At 58.9% G+C, this 25,722-nt stretch carries 13 protein-coding genes and 1 tRNA gene; 13 read left to right on the top strand and 1 reads right to left on the bottom strand.

Annotated elements, in window-relative coordinates:
* Positions 1 to 44: 44 nt before the first annotated feature.
* Entirely contained in the window at positions 45 to 818 is a 774-nt protein-coding gene (locus DW233_RS07700) for a type III pantothenate kinase (protein ID WP_117855378.1), read from the bottom strand.
* Positions 819 to 1,011: 193 nt separating this feature from the next.
* Here DW233_RS07700 and DW233_RS07695 point away from each other — a divergent pair.
* From DW233_RS07695 to DW233_RS07635, 13 genes are all read left to right on the top strand, one after another.
* Positions 1,012 to 1,088 (top strand) — tRNA-Met (locus DW233_RS07695).
* Between the two features lie 453 nt (positions 1,089 to 1,541).
* Positions 1,542 to 3,572, top strand: coding sequence for a bilirubin reductase, long form (gene bilR, locus DW233_RS07690; RefSeq protein ID WP_118267606.1), 2,031 nt, complete (start codon positions 1,542 to 1,544; stop codon positions 3,570 to 3,572).
* A gap of 301 nt (positions 3,573 to 3,873) precedes the next feature.
* Positions 3,874 to 5,133, top strand: a complete 1,260-nt coding sequence (locus DW233_RS07685) for an ATP-binding protein (protein WP_233547965.1) — start codon at positions 3,874 to 3,876, stop codon at positions 5,131 to 5,133.
* A gap of 285 nt (positions 5,134 to 5,418) precedes the next feature.
* Positions 5,419 to 6,462 carry a hypothetical protein gene (locus DW233_RS07680; protein WP_147357145.1) on the top strand — a complete coding sequence of 348 codons (1,044 nt, stop codon included), beginning with the start codon at positions 5,419 to 5,421 and terminating at the stop codon, positions 6,460 to 6,462.
* Between the two features lie 3 nt (positions 6,463 to 6,465).
* Positions 6,466 to 7,281: a hypothetical protein gene (locus DW233_RS07675; RefSeq protein ID WP_118267600.1), complete on the top strand. Its 816-nt coding sequence runs from the start codon at positions 6,466 to 6,468 to the stop codon at positions 7,279 to 7,281.
* A gap of 14 nt (positions 7,282 to 7,295) precedes the next feature.
* Positions 7,296 to 8,240 carry a hypothetical protein gene (locus DW233_RS07670; RefSeq protein ID WP_118267598.1) on the top strand — a complete coding sequence of 315 codons (945 nt, stop codon included), beginning with the start codon at positions 7,296 to 7,298 and terminating at the stop codon, positions 8,238 to 8,240.
* 40 nt (positions 8,241 to 8,280) lie between these two features.
* Positions 8,281 to 18,993 carry a hypothetical protein gene (locus DW233_RS07665; protein WP_118267596.1) on the top strand — a complete coding sequence of 3,571 codons (10,713 nt, stop codon included), beginning with the start codon at positions 8,281 to 8,283 and terminating at the stop codon, positions 18,991 to 18,993.
* A gap of 439 nt (positions 18,994 to 19,432) precedes the next feature.
* Complete coding sequence (locus DW233_RS07660; protein WP_118267594.1) at positions 19,433 to 19,828, top strand: helix-turn-helix domain-containing protein; 396 nt, start codon at positions 19,433 to 19,435, stop codon at positions 19,826 to 19,828.
* Positions 19,829 to 20,009: 181 nt separating this feature from the next.
* Positions 20,010 to 22,892 (top strand): proton-conducting transporter membrane subunit, encoded by a 2,883-nt coding sequence (locus tag DW233_RS07655; RefSeq protein WP_118267592.1) that lies wholly within the window; start codon positions 20,010 to 20,012, stop codon positions 22,890 to 22,892.
* 12 nt (positions 22,893 to 22,904) lie between these two features.
* Positions 22,905 to 23,522, top strand: coding sequence for an NADH-quinone oxidoreductase subunit B family protein (locus tag DW233_RS07650; protein WP_117634600.1), 618 nt, complete (start codon positions 22,905 to 22,907; stop codon positions 23,520 to 23,522).
* Positions 23,522 to 24,241: an NADH-quinone oxidoreductase subunit C gene (locus DW233_RS10255; RefSeq protein ID WP_158567829.1), complete on the top strand. Its 720-nt coding sequence runs from the start codon at positions 23,522 to 23,524 to the stop codon at positions 24,239 to 24,241. The genes DW233_RS07650 and DW233_RS10255 overlap by 1 nt, the downstream gene beginning before the upstream one ends.
* Positions 24,242 to 24,246: 5 nt before the next feature.
* On the top strand, positions 24,247 to 25,335 hold the full coding sequence (locus DW233_RS07640; protein ID WP_117630031.1) for a nickel-dependent hydrogenase large subunit: 1,089 nt from the start codon (positions 24,247 to 24,249) through the stop codon (positions 25,333 to 25,335).
* Between the two features lie 7 nt (positions 25,336 to 25,342).
* Positions 25,343 to 25,684 carry a 4Fe-4S dicluster domain-containing protein gene (locus DW233_RS07635; RefSeq protein WP_117630030.1) on the top strand — a complete coding sequence of 114 codons (342 nt, stop codon included), beginning with the start codon at positions 25,343 to 25,345 and terminating at the stop codon, positions 25,682 to 25,684.
* The last annotated feature ends 38 nt before the right edge of the window (positions 25,685 to 25,722 follow it).

Genomic DNA, 25,722 nt, shown 5'->3' with positions numbered 1-25,722 from the left:
TGCGGGGGCTGTGGCATCGGGCATGCTCGACTTAAGCCCCTGCCTTACCCCAGCTCCTGCATGCGGCGGTAGATTTCGCAGATGCCCTTAATGGTAAGTTGTCCGTCGATCACATCGAAGGCGTCGGTCGAATCGGCGACGATGCCGGCGAGGCCGCCCGTGGCGATAACGGTGGCATCGTCGCGGCCCAGCTCGCGCTTCATGCGCGCGACCAGGCCCTCGGCCATGGCGGCGGCGCCCACGACGGCGCCAACTTTGATGCACTCTTCTGTATCGCGGCCGATGGCATGCTCGGGCGCCTCGAGCGGAACGCTGGCGAGTTTGGCGGCACGGGCGGCGAGCGCATCCATGGAGATGCGGATGCCCGGTGCGATTGCTCCGCCAATGTAATAGCCGTTCTCGTCGATAACGTCGATATTGGTCGCGGTGCCAAAGTCCACCACGATTGCCGGCGCGCCGTAGAAGGTCTCGGCGGCAACGGCGTTGGCGACGCGGTCGGCGCCCACGGCCTGGGGGTTCGCCGCCCGCAGTTTGGTCACGGCCGCCGTCTGCGGTCCAATGACGATGGCGTCCGCCGCGATGCGGTCGGCCACGGCGTGCCACTCGCGCGAGAGCTGCGGCACCACGCCGGCAAAGGCGACCGCGTCGACCGCGTCGAGTGAGAGGTCGTACATCTTAAAGAAGCCCATCAGGCGCACATGGATCTCGTCGGCGGTGTAGGAGCGGTCGGTGGGCATGCGCCACGACTGCACCAGCTCGTCTCCGTCAAACAGGCCCATGGCCGTCTGCGTGTTTCCCATATCGATAGCGAGCAGCATGTCTACTCCAGGTGTCGGCGTAAAAGGACGCGCACCATTGTATACGTGCCGTCGGCGACAGGCTGCGATTCGCTTACGGTGATATGGGCTGAGGGGTTTAAATATGAAGGAATTATGCTCTACGAGATTTTCCTTGCCGTTTACCGAACTCCCGCGTAATATTCTTTCTTGCGCACATGAGGCGCCCAGACATTGCGGGGTGGAGCAGTCTGGTAGCTCGCCGGGCTCATAACCCGGAGGTCGTAGGTTCAAATCCTGCCCCCGCGACCAAGAACTTGCAGCTCGTCGGCCTAGCCGGCGAGCTTTTTTGTTATTCCGGGACCGTGTTTTCGGTCCAATTCCCAACCTCTCAATCAAAGATCTCGATCTGTAACATCTAGACCCGATTTGGGCGGCTAGATGTTACAGATCGAGATATACCGGTGGATTGGGTCCCGTTTGTCTAAATCTATAACACGAGGGACGGATTTCGCCGAGTTGTTGTTATAGATTGAGATTTTCTAGCAGGCGGGTCCCGTTTGTCTCGATCTGTAACAGTAAGACCCGATTTTGCCGCGTAACTGTTACAGATTGAGATAAACCGACGGGCCGCCCCGCCCATCCCCATCCACCCGCCGCCACCTGATATTCGCCGATTTCCGTTGCGCCACTGTGCTCCCATGCCATATCCTCTAGACAACTACGCGGCACCATCGCCGCCGCGCCTACAAGAGAGGAATATCCATGACCGCACCTGCATCCAAGCTGCTCCAGCCCATTACGGTTGGCCCCCTTGAGCTCAAGAACCGCATTATGTTCCCGCCGCTCACCACCGGCTACGAGGAGCGCGACGGTTCCATCGGCGAGCGCAGCCTGGCCTTTTACGAGCGTCTGGCCCGTGGCGGCGTGAGCTACATCGTCATCGGCGACGTCGCTCCCGTTATGACCGCGAGCCCCACGCCCAAGCTGGCGACCGACGCCCAGATCCCCACGTTTAAGGCGCTGGCCGACACCGTTCACAAACACGGCGCCAAGGTCGCGCTGCAGCTGTTCCACCCCGAGTATGACGTGCCCGGCGTCGGCCGCATGGTCATGGGCTCCATGGCCGCTGCGAAAGCTGCGCAGGAGGCCAAGGCCGCCGGCGACGAGGAGACCTTTGCCGCCAAGATGGCCGAGTCCAACGAGATCCGCAAGCAGGCCTATGCCAAGCTGCACCACGACATGCAGCACTTTGTGAACGAGGCGAGCGTAGAGCAACTCACCCAGATCAAGGAGGCCATCGCCGCCTCGGCCGCCCGCGCACAGCAGGCTGGGATCGATGCCATCGAGGTCCACGGCGACCGCCTGGTGGGTTCGCTGTGCTCTGCCATCCTCAACAAGCGTACCGACGAGTACGGTGGCTCGTTCGAGAACCGCGTTCGCTATGCGCTCGAGGTCGTCGCCGCCATTAAGGAGGCCGCGCCGCAGCTGATGGTGGAGTACAAGCTCCCCGTGATCATGGAGAACCCCGACGGCACGCCGCGCGGCAAGGGCGGTCTGCAGCCCGACGAGGCCTGCGAGTTTGCCAAGCTGCTCGAGGGCGCGGGCATCGACATGATCCAGGTCGCGCAGGCCAACCACACCGGTAACATGGGCGACACCATTCCGCCCATGGGCGCCATGCCCTACAACTGGACGCTGCCCGTGGCCGAGCGCGTCAAGGCCCTGGTCTCTGTGCCGGTGGCAACCGTCGGCCGCGTTGTCTCGGTTGAGGCCGGCGAGAAGATCCTGGAGGACGGTTCGGCCGACATCGTCGCGTACGGCCGCTCGCTCATGTGCGACCCCGACATTGCGCTCAAGGCCGCCACGGGTGAGCCCATCCGCGAGTGCCTCAACTGCAACAAGGGTTGCGTCGATGCGATTCAAAACCGCCAGTACATCTCGTGCGTGCTCAATGCCGAGAACGGCGACGAGGCGACCATCGCTATTAAGCCGGGCGAGGGCGACAAGAAGATTGCCGTGGTGGGCGGCGGTATTGCCGGCCTGGAGGCCGCGCGCGTGGCGGCCAAGCGCGGCTACGACGTGACCGTCTACGAGGCGAGCGATCATCTGGGCGGTCAGATTGTGCTGGCGGCCGCGCCCCCGCGCAAGGACGAGATCATGCGCTCGGTCGAGTACTACGAGAAGATTCTGCCCGGCCTGGGCGTGAAGGTTGAGCTCAACCATGCCGCTAGCCCCGCGGACCTCAACGCCGCCGACGCTGCGATTGTGGCCGTGGGCGCGCACGACGTGGTCATCCCCGTTCCGGGTGCCGATTCGGACAAGGTCGTCTCGAGTTGGGACGTGCTGGCCGGCAAGGTGGAGCTTACGGGCCGCGTCGCCGTCATTGGCGGTGGCCTGGTGGGCACCGAGACTGCCGAGTACCTGCTGCAGCACGGCTGCGAGGTGGCGATCGTGGAGATGCTCGACAAGATTGCCGCGGGCGAGTCCGAGACCATTCTGCCACTGATCATGAGCGATTTTGCCGAGCACAACGTGGAGCAGCACGTGAAGACCCGCCTGACCGCCATTACCGACGAGGGCGTGGAGGCCATTCGCACCACCGAGGACGGCGCCGAGGAGCCGGTGAAGATCGCCTGCGATTACGTGGTGATGGCCGTGGGCTCCAAGGCCAACGCGTTTGACCTGGACGGCGTGACGGTGCCCGTGACCTGCGTGGGCGACTGCTCGGGCGAGCGTACCGCCGATATTGCGAGCGCCATTCGCACGGCGTATCACGCGGCCAACGAGCTCTAAGCAAGAAAGCTATCGCGTATTGAGTGGGCGGGGAGTGCCGTATCGGCGCTCCCCGCCTTTTTGCCAATAGAGTGTCCCTGATCAGCGGGTTCAGAAAATCCGAATCTTGAGCACCCGAAAATCCGAATCCTTAGAACATGAAAATCCGAACTATATGAACACGAAAATCCGAATCGCAACTACCCGAAAATCCGAATTTGCTACAGTGGAATAGAAGAATCAGAAAGCAGGACCTGGAAATCTGCGGGGGTGGCTCATGGCAGGTGAGAGGCTACATCGGGACGGATACATCCCACGTATCGTGGATGCGCAAATCGAGCGCTACCTTCACGTCTTTGGCGCGGTCGAGATTGCAGGCACCAAGTGGTGTGGCAAGACGTGGGCCGCGCTTGAGCATGGGGCGTCCGTCTCGTATGTCGACGAGAATCTCGACCTCGCGCGTGCCGACCCGGCGATGATGTTGCTGGGAGACCGTCCGCATATTATCGATGAGTGGCAGCGCGTTCCCCAAATTTGGGACTACGTTAGACACGAGGTTGACCGCACCCGGGGTACGCGCGGCGCCTATATCCTCACGGGTTCCTCCACGCCTGCGTTTGGCTCAAAGGCGGAGGCGCCCGCGCATAGTGGAGCCGGCCGCATCGGCCGCGTCCGCATGCACCCCATGACGCTTGCCGAGACAGGCGAGTCCAACGGCAAGGTGAGCCTGGCGGGCTTGTTTGAGCATCGTTTTGAGCCCTGTCGGTGCAATGGCGATACACCGGGGCTTGTCGAAGCCGCTTGCCGCGGCGGCTGGCCCGAGGCGATCGATATGGTTTCGGCTGACGCCCAGCTCATCGCCCGCGAATATCTCAACACCACGTTTTCGAGCAGCTTTCCGGCGGTCGGTCTCGACCCCGATATTGCTCGTCGAGTCTCTGCATCGATCGCGCGCAATCTGGGACAGGCAACCACGTATAAAACGATTCTTATGGATATGTTCGGTGCCGAGGAGGAGCCCGCAGCGTTTGCCGACGAGACCAAGGTGCGTAGGTACCTGGATGCCCTCAAAGGCATGTTCATTCTCGAGGAGGTCCCCGGTTGGGTTCCCGCCGCGCGCGACAAACGACGCTTTACCGTCAAGCCCAAGCGCTATCTGGCAGATCCGAGCCTTGCTTGCGCCTTGCTAGGTATGTCCTTGCAGGCGCTGCTTGCCGACTGGCAGACATTTGGTCTGGTGTTTGAGAATTTGGTCATACGCGACCTTTCGGTCTACGCACGTTCGCTCGACCTGCTGGATAGCACGCCCGTGCGCTATTATCGCGACGATTCGGGCCTTGAGTGCGATGCTATCGTGCAGCTAGCCGACGGACGGTGGGCCGCCTTTGAGATTAAGGTGAGTGAAGATAAAGCGAGCGCCGGCGTCGAGAGCCTCAAGCGCGTTCGCAAGAAGGTCTGTGGAAATCCTCGTTCACGCACACGCGAACCGGAGTTTATGGCCGTGATTGTGGGGGTGGGTGAGTACGCCCGCGAGGTCGAGGACGGTATCTACGTGATACCCGTGCGCGCGTTGGGGTGTTAAGGGGCGGCACGCCGTGTGCCCGCTGCCCGGTGCTGCGGATTGGTGCAAGTGGTCAGGTTTGTTTGCACCATGTCCTTGGCATATGGAAGAAGCTGCTATTCGTAATCTTTAAGACATCATTAAGGCTTGCGCTGTGGAGCAAACCGCAGGTCAATGCTATTCTTTTACCTTATCGTATGGTGTTGTATTCTGCCTGAATTCTATGCCTACGAGCAACGGATTGATCGCGACCAAGCGGAAAGGATGGCACGCCCGCTAGCAGGGCAAACGCAAGCGATGAGTGGCATGGACCGACATAGCGAGCTCCAGCAGCACAAGACGGCGGCCGAGTACCGCCAAGCTGCCGACGAGCACGCGCGGACCCTCAAGGATTTCTGGAAGGATTTCCTGGTGAGCGGTCTGTTTGTGCTGGCCGCCATCGTTGCCATCTTTGCATGCCTGGCCTGGTTTGCCGCGAATAACCGAGTGAGCGCCACGGGGAGCACGATCGGGGCGAAGGGTCCGCGGTTTGTGCTCTCGGGAACGCAGGGCGGCACGGCGGGCAAGTACGACGCCCAGGACAACTACGCGTCGGACAGTACAAGCCTTGCCGTGAACAATCTTTTCAACCTCAATAACATGAGTGCCGATGGCAGTCTCTCTCCGGGGTCGGCTGGTCAGCTCCAGCTCAACGTCAAGCCGCTCTGCAACGATCTGCACGATATCACGGTGGAGATGACCTGGGAGATTTCCGTCCAGACGAGTGCTGTCGGCATGGGCTCCGCTGCGGATGCATCGAAAAACGAAGAGATCATCAACTCGCTTAAAGATTTGGTGCGCGGTCATATCCTGGTTTTTCAGGGCAAAGACACCTCTGGCTTTTACTCCAATCCGCTGGTCCCCACGACAACCACGGTGACCCAGGACGGAGCCAGCGTTACCGTCATCACGCAGAGCTTTACCATTCCGGCGTCGGACTTTTGCCCTGCGGACTCAAATAGCACGACCAAAACCGTACCCAAAACCCTCTACTGGATTTGGCCGGAGCAGTTTAAGAGCTACGTTCGCACGGGCAACGCCGGCTACGGTGGCAACCTTTTTGCGAGCACGGACCCCGCCGCGGGATACGCAGCCCTCGTCGGCGACATCAACAATAACCACGCGCGCTATTTCCGCGCCGATAGCACGAGCGTGCCAGGTCAGGCGCCTAGCGCGGTTCCGCCTGTCGGAGCCGGCATGTCCTCTGCGGATGTGGAAACCTGCGCCAGCTACTACAACAACGCCGACGAGATTATCGGCAAGAACGTCAAGTACATTCGCGTGCGCTTCACCGCCAAGGAGGCGGATTAATAAATGGACGAGCAGCTTAATGCCCGCGAGCAGGGCGATATCAAACACAACGAAGGAGCGGCAAACCCCGGCGGCAACGGGTTCGGCTCGCACGGCGAAGCGCGTCCGGCTGGCCGCATCGAGCGCATCAAGGCTTGGGTGAGCGACCACCGTCGCGAATCCCTGGCCATCATGGGTCTGGTGGCCGTGCTTCTCGTGTTGCTGGGATTGACGCTCGGATGGTTTGTCGATGCCAATCGCGGCTCCACCGTCGGCAAGATCAAGGAGCCGGCAGAGCTCAAGGTGCTGGGCCCCAACGCTACGGCAACAGAGCAGATCGACCTGAGCTACAACCCCGAATACGGCGATACCAAGACTGGCAGCACGGTGACGCTCAAGCGCCCGTTTTGCGTGCAGACGGGCGGCGACGGGTTTGAGCTGCAGCTTGCGAATACGACCAACATTACGGGTCTCACTATCGAGCTGTATAAAGCTGAGGATACGGGCCCAGGTGATGCTCACGATGTGAGCGGCACTGCGGGCGGCAAGCCCTATAGCTGGAAAATGTATGAAACGGATCTGCTGAAGAGCTTCACGCCCATCGAAGACCCGGGCGAGGGCGCAAGCGACCCTACATTCAAGGACTATCAAAACGTCCAGCGCAACGCGCGCCCGCTCTACCGATACAAGAAATTCGGCAAAAGCGAACTCAACGCCAAGACGCTCGACGGCTCGACTGGCAATGACACGCTCAACTTTATCATCAAGCTTTCGTGGGACGAGAGCACCAAAGAGACCGACGTGATCTACCTGATCGCGCGCAACACGAGCGGTAAGTAGGAGAGGGGGCGCACATGGAGAAGCAAGAGAAGCAGCAGGATGCCGAGTGCGAGCAGCTGGTAAAAAGCAAAAGCCTCGTCAAGAATAAGCTGGTTGTGGCGGCAATCGCGCTTGTTTGTGCCGTGGCGCTCGTGGCGGGTGGCTACTTTACCTATTCCGCCTACATCGCCAACGGATTTCTTAAGTCCGTCGCCGCGACAGGCACCGCTCAGAGCCTGTTTGCGAGCGACCTGCTCACGGGCTACATGAGTACGCCTAGCAGCGACGAGCTCGACCGTGCCCAGCGCTCCGTTACGGTGTATCCCAGCAGCGGGCAGTGCAACTTTACCTTTAGCATCTACAACTACTTGCTGAGCAACAGCAACTTCTGCAACGACAAAAACGTGACGTACACCTTGACGGTCGAGGGGCATGGGCTCGATGGCGCCACGTGGAGCTATGAACCCCAGCCCGGTAGCAGCGTCACGCTTCCGGAGAATCAGCCCACCAAGAAGGACTACACCGTGACCTTCCCCGAGGGTAAGTTGGGACAAGCATACTTTGTGATTAAGGCCACGGTCGTATCGGAGCAGAGCCCCGGCACCGAGCTAGCCTGTCTGGCGGCGAAAGTCGTGCCGTCAAAGAAGGCCGAGGTCAAGACCGCTGCGGTTGAGGGCGCGCTTGTTGATGAGGCTGGCAAGTTTGCTGATTACGCTGCGTACAACTACCGCGTGACGGTTACGGGCGCACCGGCAAGCGTCACGCTCACGTGGGGGGAGAACGTGGAGATCGACCGGTTCTTCGAGATCAACCATGGAGCGACGGTGAATGTTGAAAAACGCACGGCTACGTTCACCATGGAGCCGGGTTCGATGGTCGTCAACTTTTACCGAGCGGACGGCAAAACGCCCGATGGCTGGAACAAACTGGGTATTAGGGTGAGCGGAACTACCCAAACAGACACGACGAAGACTCAATAACTCTGGAAGCAGAGTTTTTAGGATAAGAGGTACGGAATCGATGAGAACGGCAAAGCGCATACTCGCAGAGTTCATGACGGTGGTCATGGTGCTCCAGGCATGCTCGCCCACGGTGGCCGCCGTGGCGGCCGGCTGGCAGAACATCTCGAGCGAGATTGCCACCGCGGCTGCGGAGGCATCGGACACTGCCGAGAGCGGCGAGACCAACGGCGACGCCGCGAATGGGTCTGGGGCGAGTGATGCTGGTGCAGCAGGTGACGGTGCCCAGGATGGTGCCGCGAAGGACGACGCCGCAACGGGCGATACTTCCGATAGTGCCACGGGTTCCGATTCTACGGGCGATCAGACGGAGGGCGACGATGCGGCAGGGGATGCTGCCGCTGATGATGTCGAGCAAGATGCCGATGCCGCGGTTTCGGAAGACGCTGAGGCCCAGGCCGATGCGTCGATTACAAATCTCGATGAGCTTGTCGAGCTGCTCAAGGCGAACGGCGCGGAAAACATCGTACGCAAAGACGACAGGAGCGGAATCCGAAGCCTTGATGTCAAGTCGTCGGAGGCGTTCGCCGTCCTGTCTAACGCCGACGCTTCGCTTTACTATGATGCGCAGATCAAGGTTATCATCACGGGCGATGCGAAGCTCACCGAGTCGGCTAATAACGGCATGTCTTTCCAGGGTCTTGGCAGTGATGAATGTCCGTTTGAAGGCAGGATCTATAGGGACGTTGATAGTCCCGTCGAGCTTACGACTGATCGGACGGTTTTTAATAACCTCAAGCTGTCTGACCAAAACAAAACGGTCAGGATAAAGTGGGTAGGCGCGACTAGCTATAGCGCACCGATGATCGCTTCGAAGGTCAGCGGTGCGGAAAACGGCGAAGAGAGCAAGACACTCATCGCGTCGGTTGACATCGTGGAACCCGTGAACGTTGATGTGAAGGATGCGACTTCCGCCTTGACGGCACCCCTCCTGGGTGCGACGACGGGCGACCTTGCTGCGAACGTTACCTATAGCCTCACCGATTCTCGAAAGAATCTCAACGCGAATGCGACGGGCAACATTGGCTTGATTGCCAACACGGTCGAGAGCGGGACCTTGACGGTTGAGTCCGTCACGTTCCCCAACGATCTGGCCTCAGACGGAACCGTCAAAACGAGCTCTGGCAACGCTGGCCTGCTCGTAGGCGAAGTCAAGGACGGTGCGACCCTGAGTATCGGCGCCCTGACCAACGTTCCCACCACCACCGTCCAGTCCACAAACGGCTCCGCCGGCGGTGTCGTAGGCCTCGTTGGCTCGAGCGCAGGTGCCATGGTCAACGTCACGGAAGCTCTCGACCTACGCGCGCTCACCGTCAAGGGCACCACCGCCAGCGGCGGTTTTATTGGCAAAGCGACCGTGCTCACGCTGGGCGCGGATAATAAGCAGATTAGGTGTCCTCTAAATATTGGCGATGAGAACAGCGCTTGTTCTGGTGGCGTTATCGGCGACGTGAGCTTTGCGCAGGGATTTATCGTTAAGCCCAATATGTTCGACCTGGGCAACCTTGTGACACTTGGTGCGTCGCAGCGCGCCGGCGCTCTTTTTGGCATGGCCGATATCTCTAATGGAGACATCGTGGTGCAAGGCGGGGCGTATAAGAGCAAACTCGCCTTACCAGAAGATGTTAGTGTCAACGGCAGCTACGGCGGCCTTGTCGGCAAGGTGTTCGCGACGAAAACGGACGACAAAGGCGCTTTGCGTGCCTTTGTGGTCCAAAAGGATGCGGATAAGAAAACGTGCTCAATTGAGTTTGAACTTGCGGGCAAGCTGTCCGATACGGGCGGTGTTGTTGGCTATGTTGGCGATAACGCGGATTCCAATTCGCAGCCTGTCAATTCGCAGCCTGTCGCCGCTGTGCTCGACGGCGTGACGGTTACGTGCAAGGGAGTTGCTTCGGCACGAACGGACGCCGGAAAGTTCGGTGGCGCCGTGGGTGTTATCGACACGCGCAGCGTGCTCGACGTGCGCGATTTTACGCTTACAAGCGATAATGCCATTGGCGGTGCAGCAAACAATCGCGCGGCTGGTATTGCGGGCTCCGCACGGAATGCCGTAATCAAGTTCAGCGGCATCACAAACCTGTCGGGCGCAAGCTTTGCCGAGAACGCCACGACGGGTCAGCTTGTCTACGAGAACAACAACGCACTGATTTTCGCTGCCGGCGATGGCTCTAACGGTAACGTAACCGATGAAGGCGCTACGGGTTGGACCTATAGGCGCAGCAACAAGGCCTCGAAGACGGATGATATCGCGACCTATGGCGAAGTTATTCGCTTGGGCGATAAATTTATTACGCTTGACCCCAGCACTCACAAGCTGACCTTGCCGGCATCGTTGGCGCTGACTAACGGTGCCTACACCCTAACCTCTGTTGAGGATTTCGCCAAACTTGTAATCACCTGGCAAACCAACGGCTACTACTCCATGGTCGAGGGCGTTTCTGAAAACAACCCGAACATCTTGCAGTCCTCGACCATTACGGTGAACGGCACTATTGATCTCAAGGGCACGGGCCTGACGGGTTTCACGCAGGATCGTGCAGACGGCTCGCAAGTTTTCTCGGGAACGTTGAACGGCGGCGGCACAAATGGCAACGGCACAATCAACCTTGCCGTCGGCGAGCCGTACGGCAAGCGTGGTGAAGCTGTGCTTGACGGCAATGACACGAGCAACGGCAACGGCAAAATCTACCGCCACGGCCGCTTAGGCTTGTTCGCGGCCGTCAACGGCGCAACCATCTCCAACGTCACAATCGCTGGCTCCATGAAGTTCGATAACGGCTCGGCTATCGATGCCGGGTCGCTGGCGGGTGCCATCGTCGGCAACCTGTCATTGTCTAGCGTAACGTGCAAAACGAATATCGCGTGCGATGATACGTTTGCCAATGACGTGAACATTGGTGGTATTGCGGGCAGCGTGTCGGCGGCTGCCACGGTTACGTTTAAGGGTAACAGCAAGGCGCAAACGACTATCACTGCAGCCGGATCGCTTAACGGCAATAGCCGTATTGGCGGTGCCATCGGCTATGTGAGCGATTGCGCTTCGACATTCAATGTTACGGGCCTCGAAGTCGGCGGCGAAATCAAAACCGGCGATTGCGCCGGCGGCAAGATTGCCCAAGTCGGTGGTCTTATCGGCTGCATCGCACAGAGTACCTACAATGCAGGGACAATAGCCAACTCAGCTGATAAGTACGTGAACATTTCGGGCCTTTCGTTCAATTCGTTCAAGATGAACGTCGGTAGGAACGGTGATGCGCTCAACGGTGCCGGTGGCCTTTTGGGCTACAGCTGGGGCAACGCCATCGTCACCATTGGCGATGCTGCTGCAAACACCAGCGGCAGCACCTACGCCCTCAAAACGACCAACAACACGACTGTGGCTGCAAGCGACTCTACCGAGGTCGGCGGCCTCGTATACGCGGCCAGTGGTCACTGGATCATTAACAACTACGCCATCGATCTCTCGGGCACAACCATTAAAGCGGGCGCCGCTCAGACGCTCGGCGTTCTAGTTTGTCGTGGCTGCAAGGTGGATAATAAGACGACATATGGCGTCGAGAACTACATAGGTCTGTACTTGGAAGATAAGGCTTGTTGGGAGACCGCCTATAGGGTGCCTAGCGGCGAGGGGGCCATCGTTGCACCGGGCGTAACGTCTTTCGATGAATGGGTTGGCAGCGGTGTAAAACCAAGCAAAGGCAGCAAACTCATGGACGCCGGCTGCAACGCGGTCGTTTCGCTGCACACACGGAATGACAAGCTGGACATGGACGGCGATGCCACAAATGGCAACAGCTACCAGAACCGCTCGACTTTCGGCCAAAGTCACAAAACGAACGGCAATACCCGCTACTTCTACAACCTCGACGGAGCCTATGATAGGTGTGAAGGCGGCTTTAGCGGCGGCCAAATCAATACGGCGGACAAGCTGCTCTTATGGTCTGCTTTCTGCTATGCTCCCGCCGGTATTCGTTCGACAATCGTTCCCGATGGTACGACAGGGCTTGATGGTTCCATAACCATAACCGGCACAATCGATTTGGCCGGCTACAGCTACTATCCCACTCAACCGATCGGAGAGGTGACGGTTAATAATGCGGCCATCACCTTCTACTACTCCAAGATCAAGGCCGAGCAGAATGGCAACAAGCTAAATTCCGATGCTACCCAGCACGAGAACATGCACTGCGGTCTTTTTCGAACGGTGGCAAACGGCGATCTCACAGTAAGCAACGTCGCTTTGGGTGGTACCGTTGGGCCCGTTATCAATGACGGAAAGAGCTCTACTGACGCTATTGGCGCGGGCGGAAGCTCATCGGGCGCGCTCGTGTGCCGCTACGTGTGTGGGTCCAGCGACGGCAGTGGCACCAAGATTAGAAAGATCTCAATTGATGATCTTACGCTCAACAATCTGATTGTCGACGGCGCCAACAGCGCCACGGACGCTAACGCCTATATGCCTCTGCTCATCAACGAGATGCAGAAGTACGTGAGCCTGAACGCGAAGAATATCAAGACTACTGGGTACACGAGTGGCACCAAGGCGGCTACGTCGCTGTTCGGAAAGCTTGGTGTAGGCAGTGAGGCCGATCAGGTGACGGCAAAGTTTGAGCGAATCAGCTTGCCCAGCCAAAATAGCAATACGATTTTCACCCATGCGAGCCTGTTGGAGAGTTTTGGCTACAAAAGTACGGGCACGGGCTCTGCGGATTACACCTTTACTAAGGTCGAGGCCAATGCCGGAATGGTGACGTACGGAAGCGAAATCGATGCCGAGAACAAGGAGTACTCGGGCAAGCAGCTTTGGTATTACGACGAAGCGACGTATGGTGCCGTGAGCGGCTATGTGACGGTTGATGGTAAGAAGGACGGTGACGTCAGGCCTTGGTTCGGTGACTACCTTCCTTATGTTTACAAGGGAAAAGCCACCGAGGATGGCGTCCAGTATCACGAAATTAAAGTCAACCAGCGCATTCCAAAGCTGGTAGAGGGATGCGGCACATATGGCGATCCGTATGCCGTTAAGGACGCGGCGGAAATGAACGCCATCGCCAACTATATCAACAACCAAACCGCGCTCGACGGCTGGGAGGTCACCATTGTCGTCGACCAGAGTACGCTCTGCAATCGCCGTAGAAACAACTCAAATGACAATGAGATTACGTACGTCTATAAGCAGGCGAACGACGCCGGGGAGAAGTGGGAGAAGAGGACCGGCGATAACGCCACTGATCATTCGGCCACGCTTTCCGACGATATGATGCACCGCTATATCCAAAGTGCGTACTACAGTATTGAACCTACCGAGGGCAATACGATTACTCTCGACGGCGCATCGTTTGGCGGTTTTGGAAATAGGGCCAACCCGTTTAGGGGCGTCATCGTTGGCAACTTTGGTAGTGATAATAAAAACGCAACCATCAAGATAGAGAATAACAAGGGTTCGCTTCGCGGCCTTATTCCCTATAGCTACGGCAGCGTTGTGCGCAGCCTCAACATCAACTATGTGAACGCGTCGGCGACTATTACTTATTCTGCCAAGGATTCCGACGGCGTTCCGACGGCGTTTTTCGGTGGCGTTATCGGCTGTATTCTTGGCGGCGATAACATTATTGATGGCGTGGTCGTAAACAATCCAAATAACGGCTCGACGACGTACGATTTTACCGTTACCGGTAGCTCGCATCTTGTTCCCATCGGCGGTTACGTCGGCGCCATTGCGGGCGGCGGTGTGATCTTCCGCAACACGGGCGACTCGTGGCGTGGCGGCACAAAGGAAAAGTTCAAACCCGTTGCGGAGGGTGGCGCAAACTACGGCCTGTACGACAACCCCTACGTCGGTCGTGTGATTGACGGCTATGCCTTTAGCGAAGGTTGTGCCCGTACCGTTGATAACGGAGACGCTAACTACAAGATCAACGAGCTCACAAAAAAAGGAACCTCCTGTGTCACCACCACAGGCACCGACAACAAGTACCTTGGCACTAACGCCGAGGCTCCTGTGACCATGGTAGAAAACGCCCAGGGCCTTTTGGTGCTCTCGGCCATTATCAGCTCGGGTGCGGGTGCTGGCGCGGCACATACCAACTACTCCAATAATGGCGTGTTCCGCGGTTCCAAGGCTTACTGGGGCAGCGATTCGCAAGACCCGGCGATATGCGGCTACCTGTTTGGCAACAAGGAATATGGCAAGGTACGGAATGCTAGCTACGCAAATGTGGGCAAGCCTGAGAGTGCTGCCGGCGATTTCGAAATCGCCAAAAACGACGACCAGAAGGCCCCCGGCAAGCAGGGGTGGCACGGCCCGCTTGACCATGATGACGATGTAAATTCGCCCTACCTGGTGGCGTCCTATGCTGCCGACTACCAAACGGGCTATGTGTGCGCGTCGAAATCGATCGGCATGAGCTTGGAGTTCAAGCAGGGCGACACCTACGATATGACCGGCTACGGCACGGGATACGTGGGCCTCAGTGGCCGTTACTATTCCAATGCTTGCAACTCGAACGAGGCGGCCACCGACCGCGACCGCATCACGCCGCACGTGGCCACGATCGACGGCAACGGGGCCACCATTACGGTGGGTACCAAAGGCGCCGCCTACGGCGTCGTCGAATATGCCGATGACGACTATAAGGTCTCGGGCGTGGGCGGCCTTTTCAGTACTGTGATGTTCACCTCAAGCTATGTCGCCCCCAGCGTCACCGCGAACGACGGCGCGCAGGTCAAAGACCTCACCTTTAGCAACTGCAACGTAGCGCTCACCTATATCGACACCAACGGCGAAGCCAAACCAGGAGGGGCGCCGAACGACCTTACCGGTGCCGGCCTTTTGGCGGGTGCAACGGCCAACTACGACGACGGCACGTGCGGCATCTACTGCAACGTGCAGATGAAGAACTGCACCGTGTCGGGCGCAAAGAGCGTAGGAGGGCTTCTTGGCAGCTCGGGCCGCGCCAGACGAACTACGCGCGAAGACAGAACCTATATGGTCGAGTTCAGTGACGGGTGGGGCCCCGCGTATCTCTATGACTGCTCATACACTGGCCTTAACGTCACGGGCGAGAAGAATGTCGGTGGCTATGTGGGTACGGTCGCCTCGGCGTGCGGTGTGTGGACAACCGCAGGCACAGGGGTAAGCGAGAAGACTGTTGCCGCGAACTCGACCATAACCGCCACGGGGACAACGCCCTACGTGGGCGGTGTGCTCGGCTATGCCAAATCAAGCGATATCTCGGTCAACACTAACGTCGGCACCACCGAAGCGGTCTCGTCGAGCAGCACGGCAGTTATCTCTGGGGTAAATGTGCTTGCTACCGGGGAGAACACCGATACGTGCATGGGCGCCGGCGGTGTGCTCGGAAGCGCCTATAGCGGAGTTATTTCTATGAGCAACGTGCGCATTGATGGCGGAGACGGCAGCAAGAATGCCCTCATCGGCGATGAGACCGGAAAGAACATGACCATCCGCAATGCGGGCGGCTTGATTGGCGAGGTTACGACCAGCATCTATAGATCCAACGTGTACTGGTTCGAGGGCTGCAGCGTCGAGAACATCGACGTTGCCGGCACCAACCAATGCTCAGGTGGGCTGATTGGCTACTTCTACAGCAACGATGGTATAACTTGCAACAATATCGCGATTGAGGGTGCTGCGATCAAGGGCAGCTGGAGCGGTGGTCTGCTCGGTGCGATTCACAACGGTTCCGACGTCATCAACGTCACCAACACAAGGGTATCCAACACCACGTTTGGCGGAACCTCCAACGGCGGCATTGCGGGCGACGGACGTGGCCAGTTCCATCTGGTAAACGTGCTTATGGATGGCAACACCTACAAAAAGGACGCTAAGCAGGGCGTGCTCTTGGGCGAGGTTGACACAGGGGATAATCGGTACAGCCTCTCCGCAGCAGGTGTGGACGTAAAGCCTGGCGACGGCAAGACCACGAGCGACCTGCCGCCGATGGTTTACACGACCAATGCGGCTGCGGTTAACAAGAAAACCTACATCGCGTTCGGAGACTACAACGACAAGCTCGCCGTACCCGGCAAGGGCATCACGCTCTACGGTGCGGACGATACCGCTACCACGGCGGCAAGCCCGTACGTGACCACGAGCCCCGTGAGCACGCTGGCGGTGCGTGCCTCCAACGGCGACACCACTGATCGCTATCTGTTTGGCGACGGTGCCGCCATTGACACCGCGGCGACCATCCAAAGCCAGGCGGGTGCCCGCGTTCCCGGCCGCTACACCTACACCAATATCGGCGGCATTAATGACAACGGCGCCTATCAAAATACGTCGAGCTATAACGCCAAATCCGTGGCGAGCATGTTCAATGTGAATAACGATGCAAGCGACAGCAAGGTCGCAACGGATTTCCCCGTTTTGGTGATCTCTGGCGCCGACAACACGACGGTCAAGAGCTATCTAAACATCATCACGAACGGCGGCTTCTCCGACGCTTGCAGATTGAATAACGAGAATGGCACCAATCCGCACGTGACGGCCAAAGCAAAGGTTTTCCAACTCAAGGATGGTGTGTTCGTTAAGGACGATGACGCGTCGAACAATCCCACGCTTCGCGTGGTGAACAACGGCAAGAACAACATGTCGTTTAGCCCAAGCTCCGATTGGGACAACGGCAAGGGCCGCTTCACGCTCCTGACTGTTACCTTTACTGAGGCGGGTCAGAGCTACAACGTTCAGGTGCCGATCATCGTTAAACGCAAGCTCGAGATCGATTTCACTGCAACGTATGATTACGGCACCAAATTTAAAGAAAAAGACTACGCTAACCTTGGAAAAGATGCACACGTGCTTACGAGCTTTGGCGAGCCGATGACGGGTCTGCTTACCTGGACATACAATTCTGCCAATGGGAAGGAAGTCGACTTTGGCTGGGACAGCTATATGGCTGCTGGCGGCTCGATGAAGGGGCTCGGCAAGAACATCCTCTTCAATGGTGCCGACGGAAGGTTTCCCCAGGGCACCCAGCTTACGCTCATCGATGCGAACGTTGACGGCAAGGCCGGTGGCAGAGAGTATCACTATACGGTGGGCGAAGGCGGAGCAACGAGCGTTTCCCTGAGCGGAAACGACGGCTTTAAGGATTCTGCGGGCAATCCATATCAGGAGCGATGGCTGAGCGAGATTTTGGATGTGTACGCCGAAAAGGATGGCGCCGGCACATGGGCCGAGTGTAATAACGAGGCAGAGGCGACCGCTAAGGCGAAGATCGGAGACAAGTGGACGCTGTTTAAGGTTGCGGGCGCTAACGTTCCCAGCAACAAGCGCTATACGCTAAAGGTACCTAAGGAGAAGGATACCGGCAGAGAGAAGCGTGCATCGGAGAGCGTCTACCTAGTTGTCAACGTGCCTAAGTCGGGCGACGGCGGGACGCAAGCTAGTATCAACGGTTTTACGGCTTCGTCTATTGACTCGAATTCTTCGGGTGCCCGCATATCTTGGAATTTGCATCACGTCTTGCGCACCGGTGGCGAAGATAATCAAAACAGTACGGCATCGACATACAGCATCTTGTCCAATTATGAGCAGAGTGTAGTCGACAATAAAAATGCGGCGCGCATTCCGGTTTCGAAGTCGGAGGACGGTGCCGCCTACGTGCTTTCTCTTGACGTCAAAGATACGGTTACGTTTAGCCCGAGCCAATACTATACAGAGAGTGACCATCTGTTCTATCAGCTCGATACATCGCTGTGTCGCTATGGCGCCAACAACAACCTAATGGGAGTAAGTAGTTTCCCGAGCGGAACCTCGGCAATTGCGAAGTTTTATGTTGCCATCGGCGGTCAGAACTACAGGTGGAATGGCGGCGATTGGGAGCCGTGTGACGCTTCGACGCCTGCGTTCACGCAGACCGTGACGGATACAGGCGATGATTCGCTGAAGCTCACGCTCGACCATGACCTCGCCGGAATCCGCAAGATCGCAACGGACGGATCCTTTGCCGTGCGTACGGTGGTGGAAGAGATTCGCCTTACGCCGGACGGCTGCAACAAGGTTATCTCCCTGTCCAAGCAGTCTGGTGAGGACGCCTGTACCAAGATGTCCTATACTGCCAAGCTTTCGACGCGTAAGGAAGGCCTTAATACCTCGAGCCTGACGCAGACGAAGCCCGGTAACGTCGGGTACTATCGCATGGACACGGGTGATGCGACCATTACGCTATCGGCGCCTGAGAAGTCGCAGCTTGGTATTAACGTGGACGACCTACGTCCGATCGCGAATGGCACGATTGGTCTGGGTGCCACGTATGAACTGGGTGGGCTCAACAACGCCACCGAGACAATCAAGAATGCCGATTCAGTTGTGTACACGCTCACGCTGCAACGCCGCAGCGGGACAAATGGCTCGTATGAGAATGTGACGGGCAAAATCTCCGAGTACGTGACAGTGACGGAGAGTAAACTTGCTACGGTCAACGCCGCTGGCAGTGCGATCACCTTCACTGACTCGACGAAGGAGAATGGCAAGTTCCGAACACAGAACGGCGACACCACGTTTAACCTGCCCTTTACCGTTAAGGTCAACACGCAGGCTGAACAGCGTGATCAGTTCTACGCGAACTATCGTCTGGTGATGACGGCGAGCCTAGTCACGGGCAGAACGGCGAGTGCAACGCCTCAATCGCCCGACTATGTGACCTACACGCTCACGAGGGTGAACCTCAACGGCATCGATCACTAGTTCCGAAGCCAACTAGCTTCGCAAAGGGGGCGGCAACCACCCGGTTGCCGCCCCCTTTCTTGCTCGCGCGGCCTGCCGTTGCTTCGGCTTCCCACCAAACTTTCCAACTTTCCACTTAACTTACCATCTAAGGTGGAAAGCTGGAAAGTTTGGTGGGAAGCTGTCGCGCCATTGCGGGCGGGTAGGGGGGGTCAATAATTGCGTAGCCCATACCAAGCGAAACAAAAAGATGCCAATCTGGTTGGTAAAACACCGTCAATAAGCCGCGAGCTAACTAGCTGCGTAAATAAAACCTAAAGAACTGTTGCAAATTAATGGCAAATGCCCAGATGACGCCGTTGCTATTTTCAATTAACTGCTACGCGCGAACAGCAAAATGCTACTATCTAACATGCACGTAAGAAAGCAGTTTAACGGTTAAGGCTAAGAAGTGGCAGGTATGTCAGAAGCAACAAGGGCTCGCACGCATGCGCCCGAGGTCAGGCAGCGCGCCGTCGAGATCCTCCAAGAGGGGGTCGGCCATCGCGCCCTCGCCGCGGAGCTTGGCATTCCCCAGGCCACGGCTCGTCAGTGGGCCCGCGCATATGCCGTGGGCGGTGCCGACGCCGTGCTCAACGCCGGTTCGCATCATCGCACCTATTCGTACGAAGTTAAGCTCGCCGTGGTCAAGGACCGCTTGGAAAACGGCTTAACGGTTCGCGAGGCCATGATCAAGCACAAGATTCCCAGCGAGTCTTCGGTCAAGGCTTGGTGCCGTCAGTACCGCGAGAGCGGTGAGTCCGCGCTGGTCGATAAGCCGCGCGGCCGCAAGCCGCGCGTTAAAAAGGCGGAATAGCAAACGGGATGGTGCGCCCACAGGGGCGCATTTTTCTTGCCGCCCCTCTACTCCAATGCGGACAGACTCCTTGCCCCGTGCGCCTAAAACTCCCCAGTTGACCGAAAACCTGCCGCCGCTACTCCTCAACTGAGCTATAACGTTAAACAATTGCAGCGTTTTTGCATGGGGGAGTGATGGTATGACGCTACTGTATTTCCTTACCCTGTTTCCGCTGGTACCGGCGCTGGGCATGCTGCTCGCGCGTGGTGACCGCGCCCGCGATGCGCTAGGGCTTGTAGGCTCTGGCATCATTATGGCGGTGACGGTTGTAGTCGCCGTCATGTTTTTTGGCACGGGCCCGCAGAGCTTCGAGGTGGCACCGGGCACCTCGCATGTGCTCTCGATCATCAGCTCCGTCATCGACGTGATCCTGTGCGCCGTCATCCTGTACAACGCGCGTAAATATAAGAGCACGCTCACCACGGTGCTCGGCATAGTCCAGCTGGTGGGCTCGCTCGCCTTTGCAGCCATGACGCTGCCCGCGGCCGAAGCCGTCACCGCGACGCCGCTCTACCTGGACTACATGAGTGTGATCATGGTCCTCGCGGTCGGTATCGTCGGCAGCCTAATCTGCGTGTATGCCCTGGGCTACATGAAGGACTTCCAGGCTCATGACGAGCACGAGGCTGCGCTGCGCGGGCAGACCGCGCCCGACCGTCGCCCGCAGTTCCTGGCGCTTATGTTCCTGTTCCTCTCAGCCATGTTCGTCATCGTGACGAGCGACAACCTTGAGTGGCTGTTCTGCGGCTGGGAAATCACCACCGTGTGCTCGTTCCTCATGATTGGCTACACGCGCACGCCCGAGGCCATAAAAAACGCTTTCACCCAGATCATCCTCAACATGTTGGGCGGTATCGCGTTTTTGGCCGGACTCATGTACCTGCACGTTAACGGCATGCCGCTGACCATCTCGGGCATGATCGAGCTTTCCGGCGCCGGAACCGCGCAATCCGCGCTGCTGGTGATGCCGGTCGTTCTGCTGTCGCTCGCCGCACTCACCAAGGCCGCACAGATGCCGTTCCACACTTGGCTGTTGGGTGCCATGGTTGCCCCCACGCCCACGAGCGCCCTGCTGCACTCGTCAACCATGGTCAAAGCCGGCGTGTTCCTGATGGTCAAGCTGAGCCCGCTCTATGCCATCTATCCCGTGACTGGCTTTATGGTCACGAGTGTGGGTGCCATCACGTTTTTGCTCGCTGCCCTCATGGCCATCTCGCAGAGCAACGCCAAACGCGTGCTCGCGTTCTCCACCATTTCCAACTTGGGCCTTATCAGCGCCTGCCTAGGCGTCGGCGCGCCCGAGGCCGTGTGGGCCGCGATCTTCCTGATCCTGTTCCATACGGTGGCAAAGTCGCTGCTGTTCCTGTGCGTGGGCACGGCCGAGCATCATATCGGCAGCCGCAATATCGAGGACATGGACGGCATGTTCAGCCGCATGCCGCACCTGACGCGCCTGATGATGCTGGGCATTATGGGCATGTTCGTGGCCCCGTTTGGCATGCTCGTGTCCAAGTGGGGCGCCCTGGTGGCGTTTGCCCAGACCGGCAACGTGCTCATGATCATGGTGCTTGCCTTTGGCTCGGCCGCGACGTTCTTCTTCTGGGGCAAGTGGCTTGCCAAGCTTTCGGGCGTCGACCCCACGGCTCAAAACGTTGAGGTCAATGTCCATAAGACCGAATGGATGGCCCTCAACACCATCGCCGCGCTGCTGATTCTGTGCTGCGTGGCGTTCCCGGTTATCTCGAGCGGTCTGGTGTCGCCTTACTTGGCCATGGTGTTTGGCCGCGTGCCGTACGTTATTGGCAAGGATGCCATGTATCTGATGGTGGTTATCGTGGCTTTTATCGCCGTGGTGCTGCTGACGTCGTTCCGCGTGAGCAACAAACCGCACGTAAACGTATATCTTTCGGGTGTGGGAACCGACAATTACCGCCATTTCCGCGGCTCGATGGGACGCGAGGTGAAGGCCGAAAAGCGCAATTGGTACTCGGAGGACGCCCTTGGCGAGAAGCGTATTGGCCCCGCGGGTAGTGTTGTTTGCTGTGCCATCATCCTGTTTGCGCTGCTGTGCTGCGCGTGGATTGGGCCCGAGAGACTCGCCATGAGTGCGCCCTCGGTGCTGCGCGGCAAGTATTTCGAAGGTTCGGGCGTCGTGGGCATCTTTATTGGTACCGTGGCGTTTGCCTTGCTGGCGCCTTTGGTTGGTGGCCTGATCGACGGCGTTGACCGCAAGCTTTCGGCTCGCATGCAGGGCCGTGTGGGCCCGCGCCTGCTGCAACCGTTCTACGACGTTGCCAAGCTGCTGCGCAAGGCCCCTGCCAGCGTAAACACCATGGACGATACCTATATGGCGTGCGCGCTCATCTTTACCGTGGTGGGCGGCGGCATCTTTGTGTCGGGTTCCAACACGCTGTTGTGCGCTTTTATGGTGACGCTTGCCGCGATCTTTGTGGTGTTGGCGTCCGCCTCGACGCAAAGCCCGTTTGCCCAGGTCGGTGCCGACCGCGAGTTGCTGCAGGTTATGAGCTACGAGCCCGCCGTCTTGCTGATGAGCGTGGGCCTGTACCTTGCCACCGACAGCTTTGATTCCATCGCCGTGACGGGGCAGTCGGCCCCCATCATCGTGTACAGCGCGCCCATTTTCCTGGCGCTGCTCGCGGTGCTTACCATCAAGCTGCGCAAGTCGCCGTTTGACCTTTCGTACTCGCATCACGCGCATCAGGAGATTGTCCAGGGCGTCGCCACCGAGATGAGCGGTGGCACGCTGGCCAAGATGACCCTTATGCACTGGTGCGAGACCGTGCTGTTTTTGATGTGGGTGGGCATGTTCTTTGTTTGGGACAACCCGGCGAGCTGGGTGGTCGCCCTGGTCGTTATGGCCGCGACGTATTTTGTCGAGGTGCTTATCGACAACACCTTAGCACGCAGCACCTGGCGCAGCTGCTTTAAGCTCGGATGGGGCGTGGCGCTGGTGTTTGGCCTGCTCAACCTTATGCCCATCCTCGTCGACGTGTTTATTTAGGAGGCGGCATCCATGGATCATAAAATGTCGCGCTCGCCGTGGGTTATTCATTACGACGGCTCGAGCTGCAACGGATGCGATATCGAGGTGCTTGCTTCGCTCACGCCACTGTTCGATGCGGAGCGCTTTGGCGTGGTCAACACCGGCAACCCCAAGCATGCGGATATCTTTTTGGTGACGGGGTCGGTCAATGCCCAGAACCTGCCCATCGTGCGCCAGATCTACAACCAGATGCTCGAGCCCAAGTGCGTGGTGGCATGCGGCATTTGCGCGTGCTCGGGCGGCGTATTCCGCGATGCCTACAACGTGATCGGCGGCGTGGACCGCGCGATTCCCGTGGATGTGTACGCGCCCGGGTGCGCCATTCGTCCCGAAACGGTGATCGATGCCATCGTGGAGGCGTGCGGTATCCTGGACCAGAAGGAGGCCGTGATGCGCGCCGGCGGCGATCCGCTCACCGTGGGCGGCGCCGCCACCTGGGACGGTGGCGTTGAGCTGGGCGAGGACGGGTTTGTGGCTGCGGGGGCCGGGACTGACGGTGCCGGTGACGCGCCTGCCGGGAAGCCCGCCGCACCCGCTGCTGGCGACGCACCTGCTGAGACGCCCGTCGCTGCAAAGGAGGCCGAGTAATGCAAAAGGCTATCTATACCACCGTTGGGCTCGACGAGCTTCTGTCGCATGTCCAGGCGCTCAAGGGCGCCGGTGCCCGCTTTGTGCAGATGCACGCCGAGCGCTGTGTGGACGACGGATCGTATCGCCTGGTCTATACGTTTATCAACGTTCGTGCTGCTCAGGAGCATATTGCGCAGGACGGCAGCTATGCGATCGAGAACCTGGTGGTTGAGGGAATTGATCGGTACCAGGAGATTCCGTCCATCAGCTCGTACTATCCGGCGGTATTCCCGTTTGAAAACGAAGCGCACGACCTATTCGGTCTTGCCATCACCGATATGCAGATCGACTTTAAGGGCTTTTTCTACCAGGTCTCGACTGCCGAACCCATGAGCGTCATCACGCCCGAGGTGAAGGCTGCGCGCGAGAAGGCCATGAAAGTCCGCGCGGCCGCCGAGGCCAAGGCGCGCAAGGCCGCGGCCGAGAAGGCCGCCGCGGCTGCGGCTGCTGCGGGGGAGGGTGCCGCGGGTGCCGGCGATGCTGCGGGCACTGCCGCTGCTCAGCCCGCTGCTGCTGCCGGCTCCGATGCCCAGCATGACGATGCCGCTGCGAAGGCCGCGCTCAAGGCCGCCGAGATGGAGGCAAAGCTCGCCGCCATGGATCCCGAGAAAGCGGCCAAGGTCCGTGCGGCGCTTGCCGCCAAGGCCGCCCGCGACAAGCAGAAAAAGGAGGCGTAAGGTCCATGGCTCATCGCTCCGTAATTCCGTTTGGCCCGCAGCACCCGGTGCTGCCCGAGCCGCTTCATCTGGACCTGGTGATCGAGGACGACCGCGTCATCGAGGCAATTCCACAGATCGGCTTTGTGCACCGCGGACTCGAGAAGCTCACCGAAAAGCGCGACATGCACCAGTTTGGCTACATCGCCGAGCGCATCTGCGGCATTTGCGCCGTGGGCCACAGCTACGGCTATGCCAGCGCCTGCGAGCGCATGCTCGACATCGAGGTGCCCGGCCGCGTGCAGTATATCCGCACTATTTTGCACGAGCTTTCGCGCATCCACTCGCACCTGCTGTGGCTGGGCCTGCTCGCCGATGCCTTTGGCTTCGAGGCGCTGTTCTATCGGTCGTGGACCCTGCGCGAGCAGATTCTCAAGATCTTCGAGAGCACGTGCGGTGGCCGCGTGATCCTTTCGATTAACGAGATCGGCGGCCTAAAGCACGACATTGAGGACTCCGAGCTGGCTGGCATTGTCCAGACGCTCGATGCCATGCGTCCCGACTACGAGGCCCTGGTGCATACGTTTTTGGACGACGTCAGCTGTGGCGAGCGCCTGCATGGCGTGGGCGTGATCAGCAAGAAGGACGCGCTGGATCTGTCGATGGTCGGCCCGTTTGGGCGCGCCTCGGGCGTGGACTACGACGTGCGCATGTTTAGCGACGGTGCCTATGCGGACCTGGCTGCGTTTGAGCCGGTTGTCGCCACCGATGGCGATTGCTATGCCCGCTGCCAGGTGCGCTGTGCCGAGGTCACGCAGGCCATGGACATCATTAAGGAGCTTGTGGGCAAGATTCCGCACGACGGGATCGGCGGGCGCACCAAGCTTACGCCGGCCGACGGCGCACGCGGCGAGGTTGTGATTGAGCAGCCGCGCGGCGAGGCGTATTACTATGTGCGCGGTAACGGCACCAAGAACCTGGACCGCTTCCGCGTGCGCACGCCGACGTCGCAGAACCTGGCGGGTCTGACACATGCGCTGCAGGGCGTGCTCCTTGCCAACGTGCCCATGATTATCCTGACCATCGACCCCTGCATTAGCTGCACGGAAAGGTAGGCGCGGCATGAGTTTGCTGACATTTGCCAAGACGGCCTTGGGCTCTATGGTCAAGCAGCCGGTAACGGTGTGCTATCCGCAGGAGAAGCTCGCGGCACCCGAGCGCTTGCGCGGGCATATCGTCAACGACATGGACGCGTGCATCTGCTGCGGCATGTGTGCGCGTCGCTGTCCGGCGGGCGCGCTCGCAGTCGATCGCAAGGGTGGAACGTGGTCGATCGACCCGTATGCCTGCGTGGTGTGCGGTGAGTGCATCGAGAGCTGCCCCAAGCACTGCCTGACTATGGACACCGCCCGCACCCCAGTCGCAGCGGACAAGACTCCCACAGTAGAAACCAAGCCGGAGTAGCGCAGGGGTAGAACTGGAATAGGGGCCGGCGGGGCAAA

This window comes from Collinsella sp. AM20-15AC (assembly GCF_003471405.1).
GTDB lineage: Bacteria > Actinomycetota > Coriobacteriia > Coriobacteriales > Coriobacteriaceae > Collinsella.
Note: the sequence above shows the minus strand (reverse complement) of the source record. Positions and strands in the feature narration are given on the sequence as shown.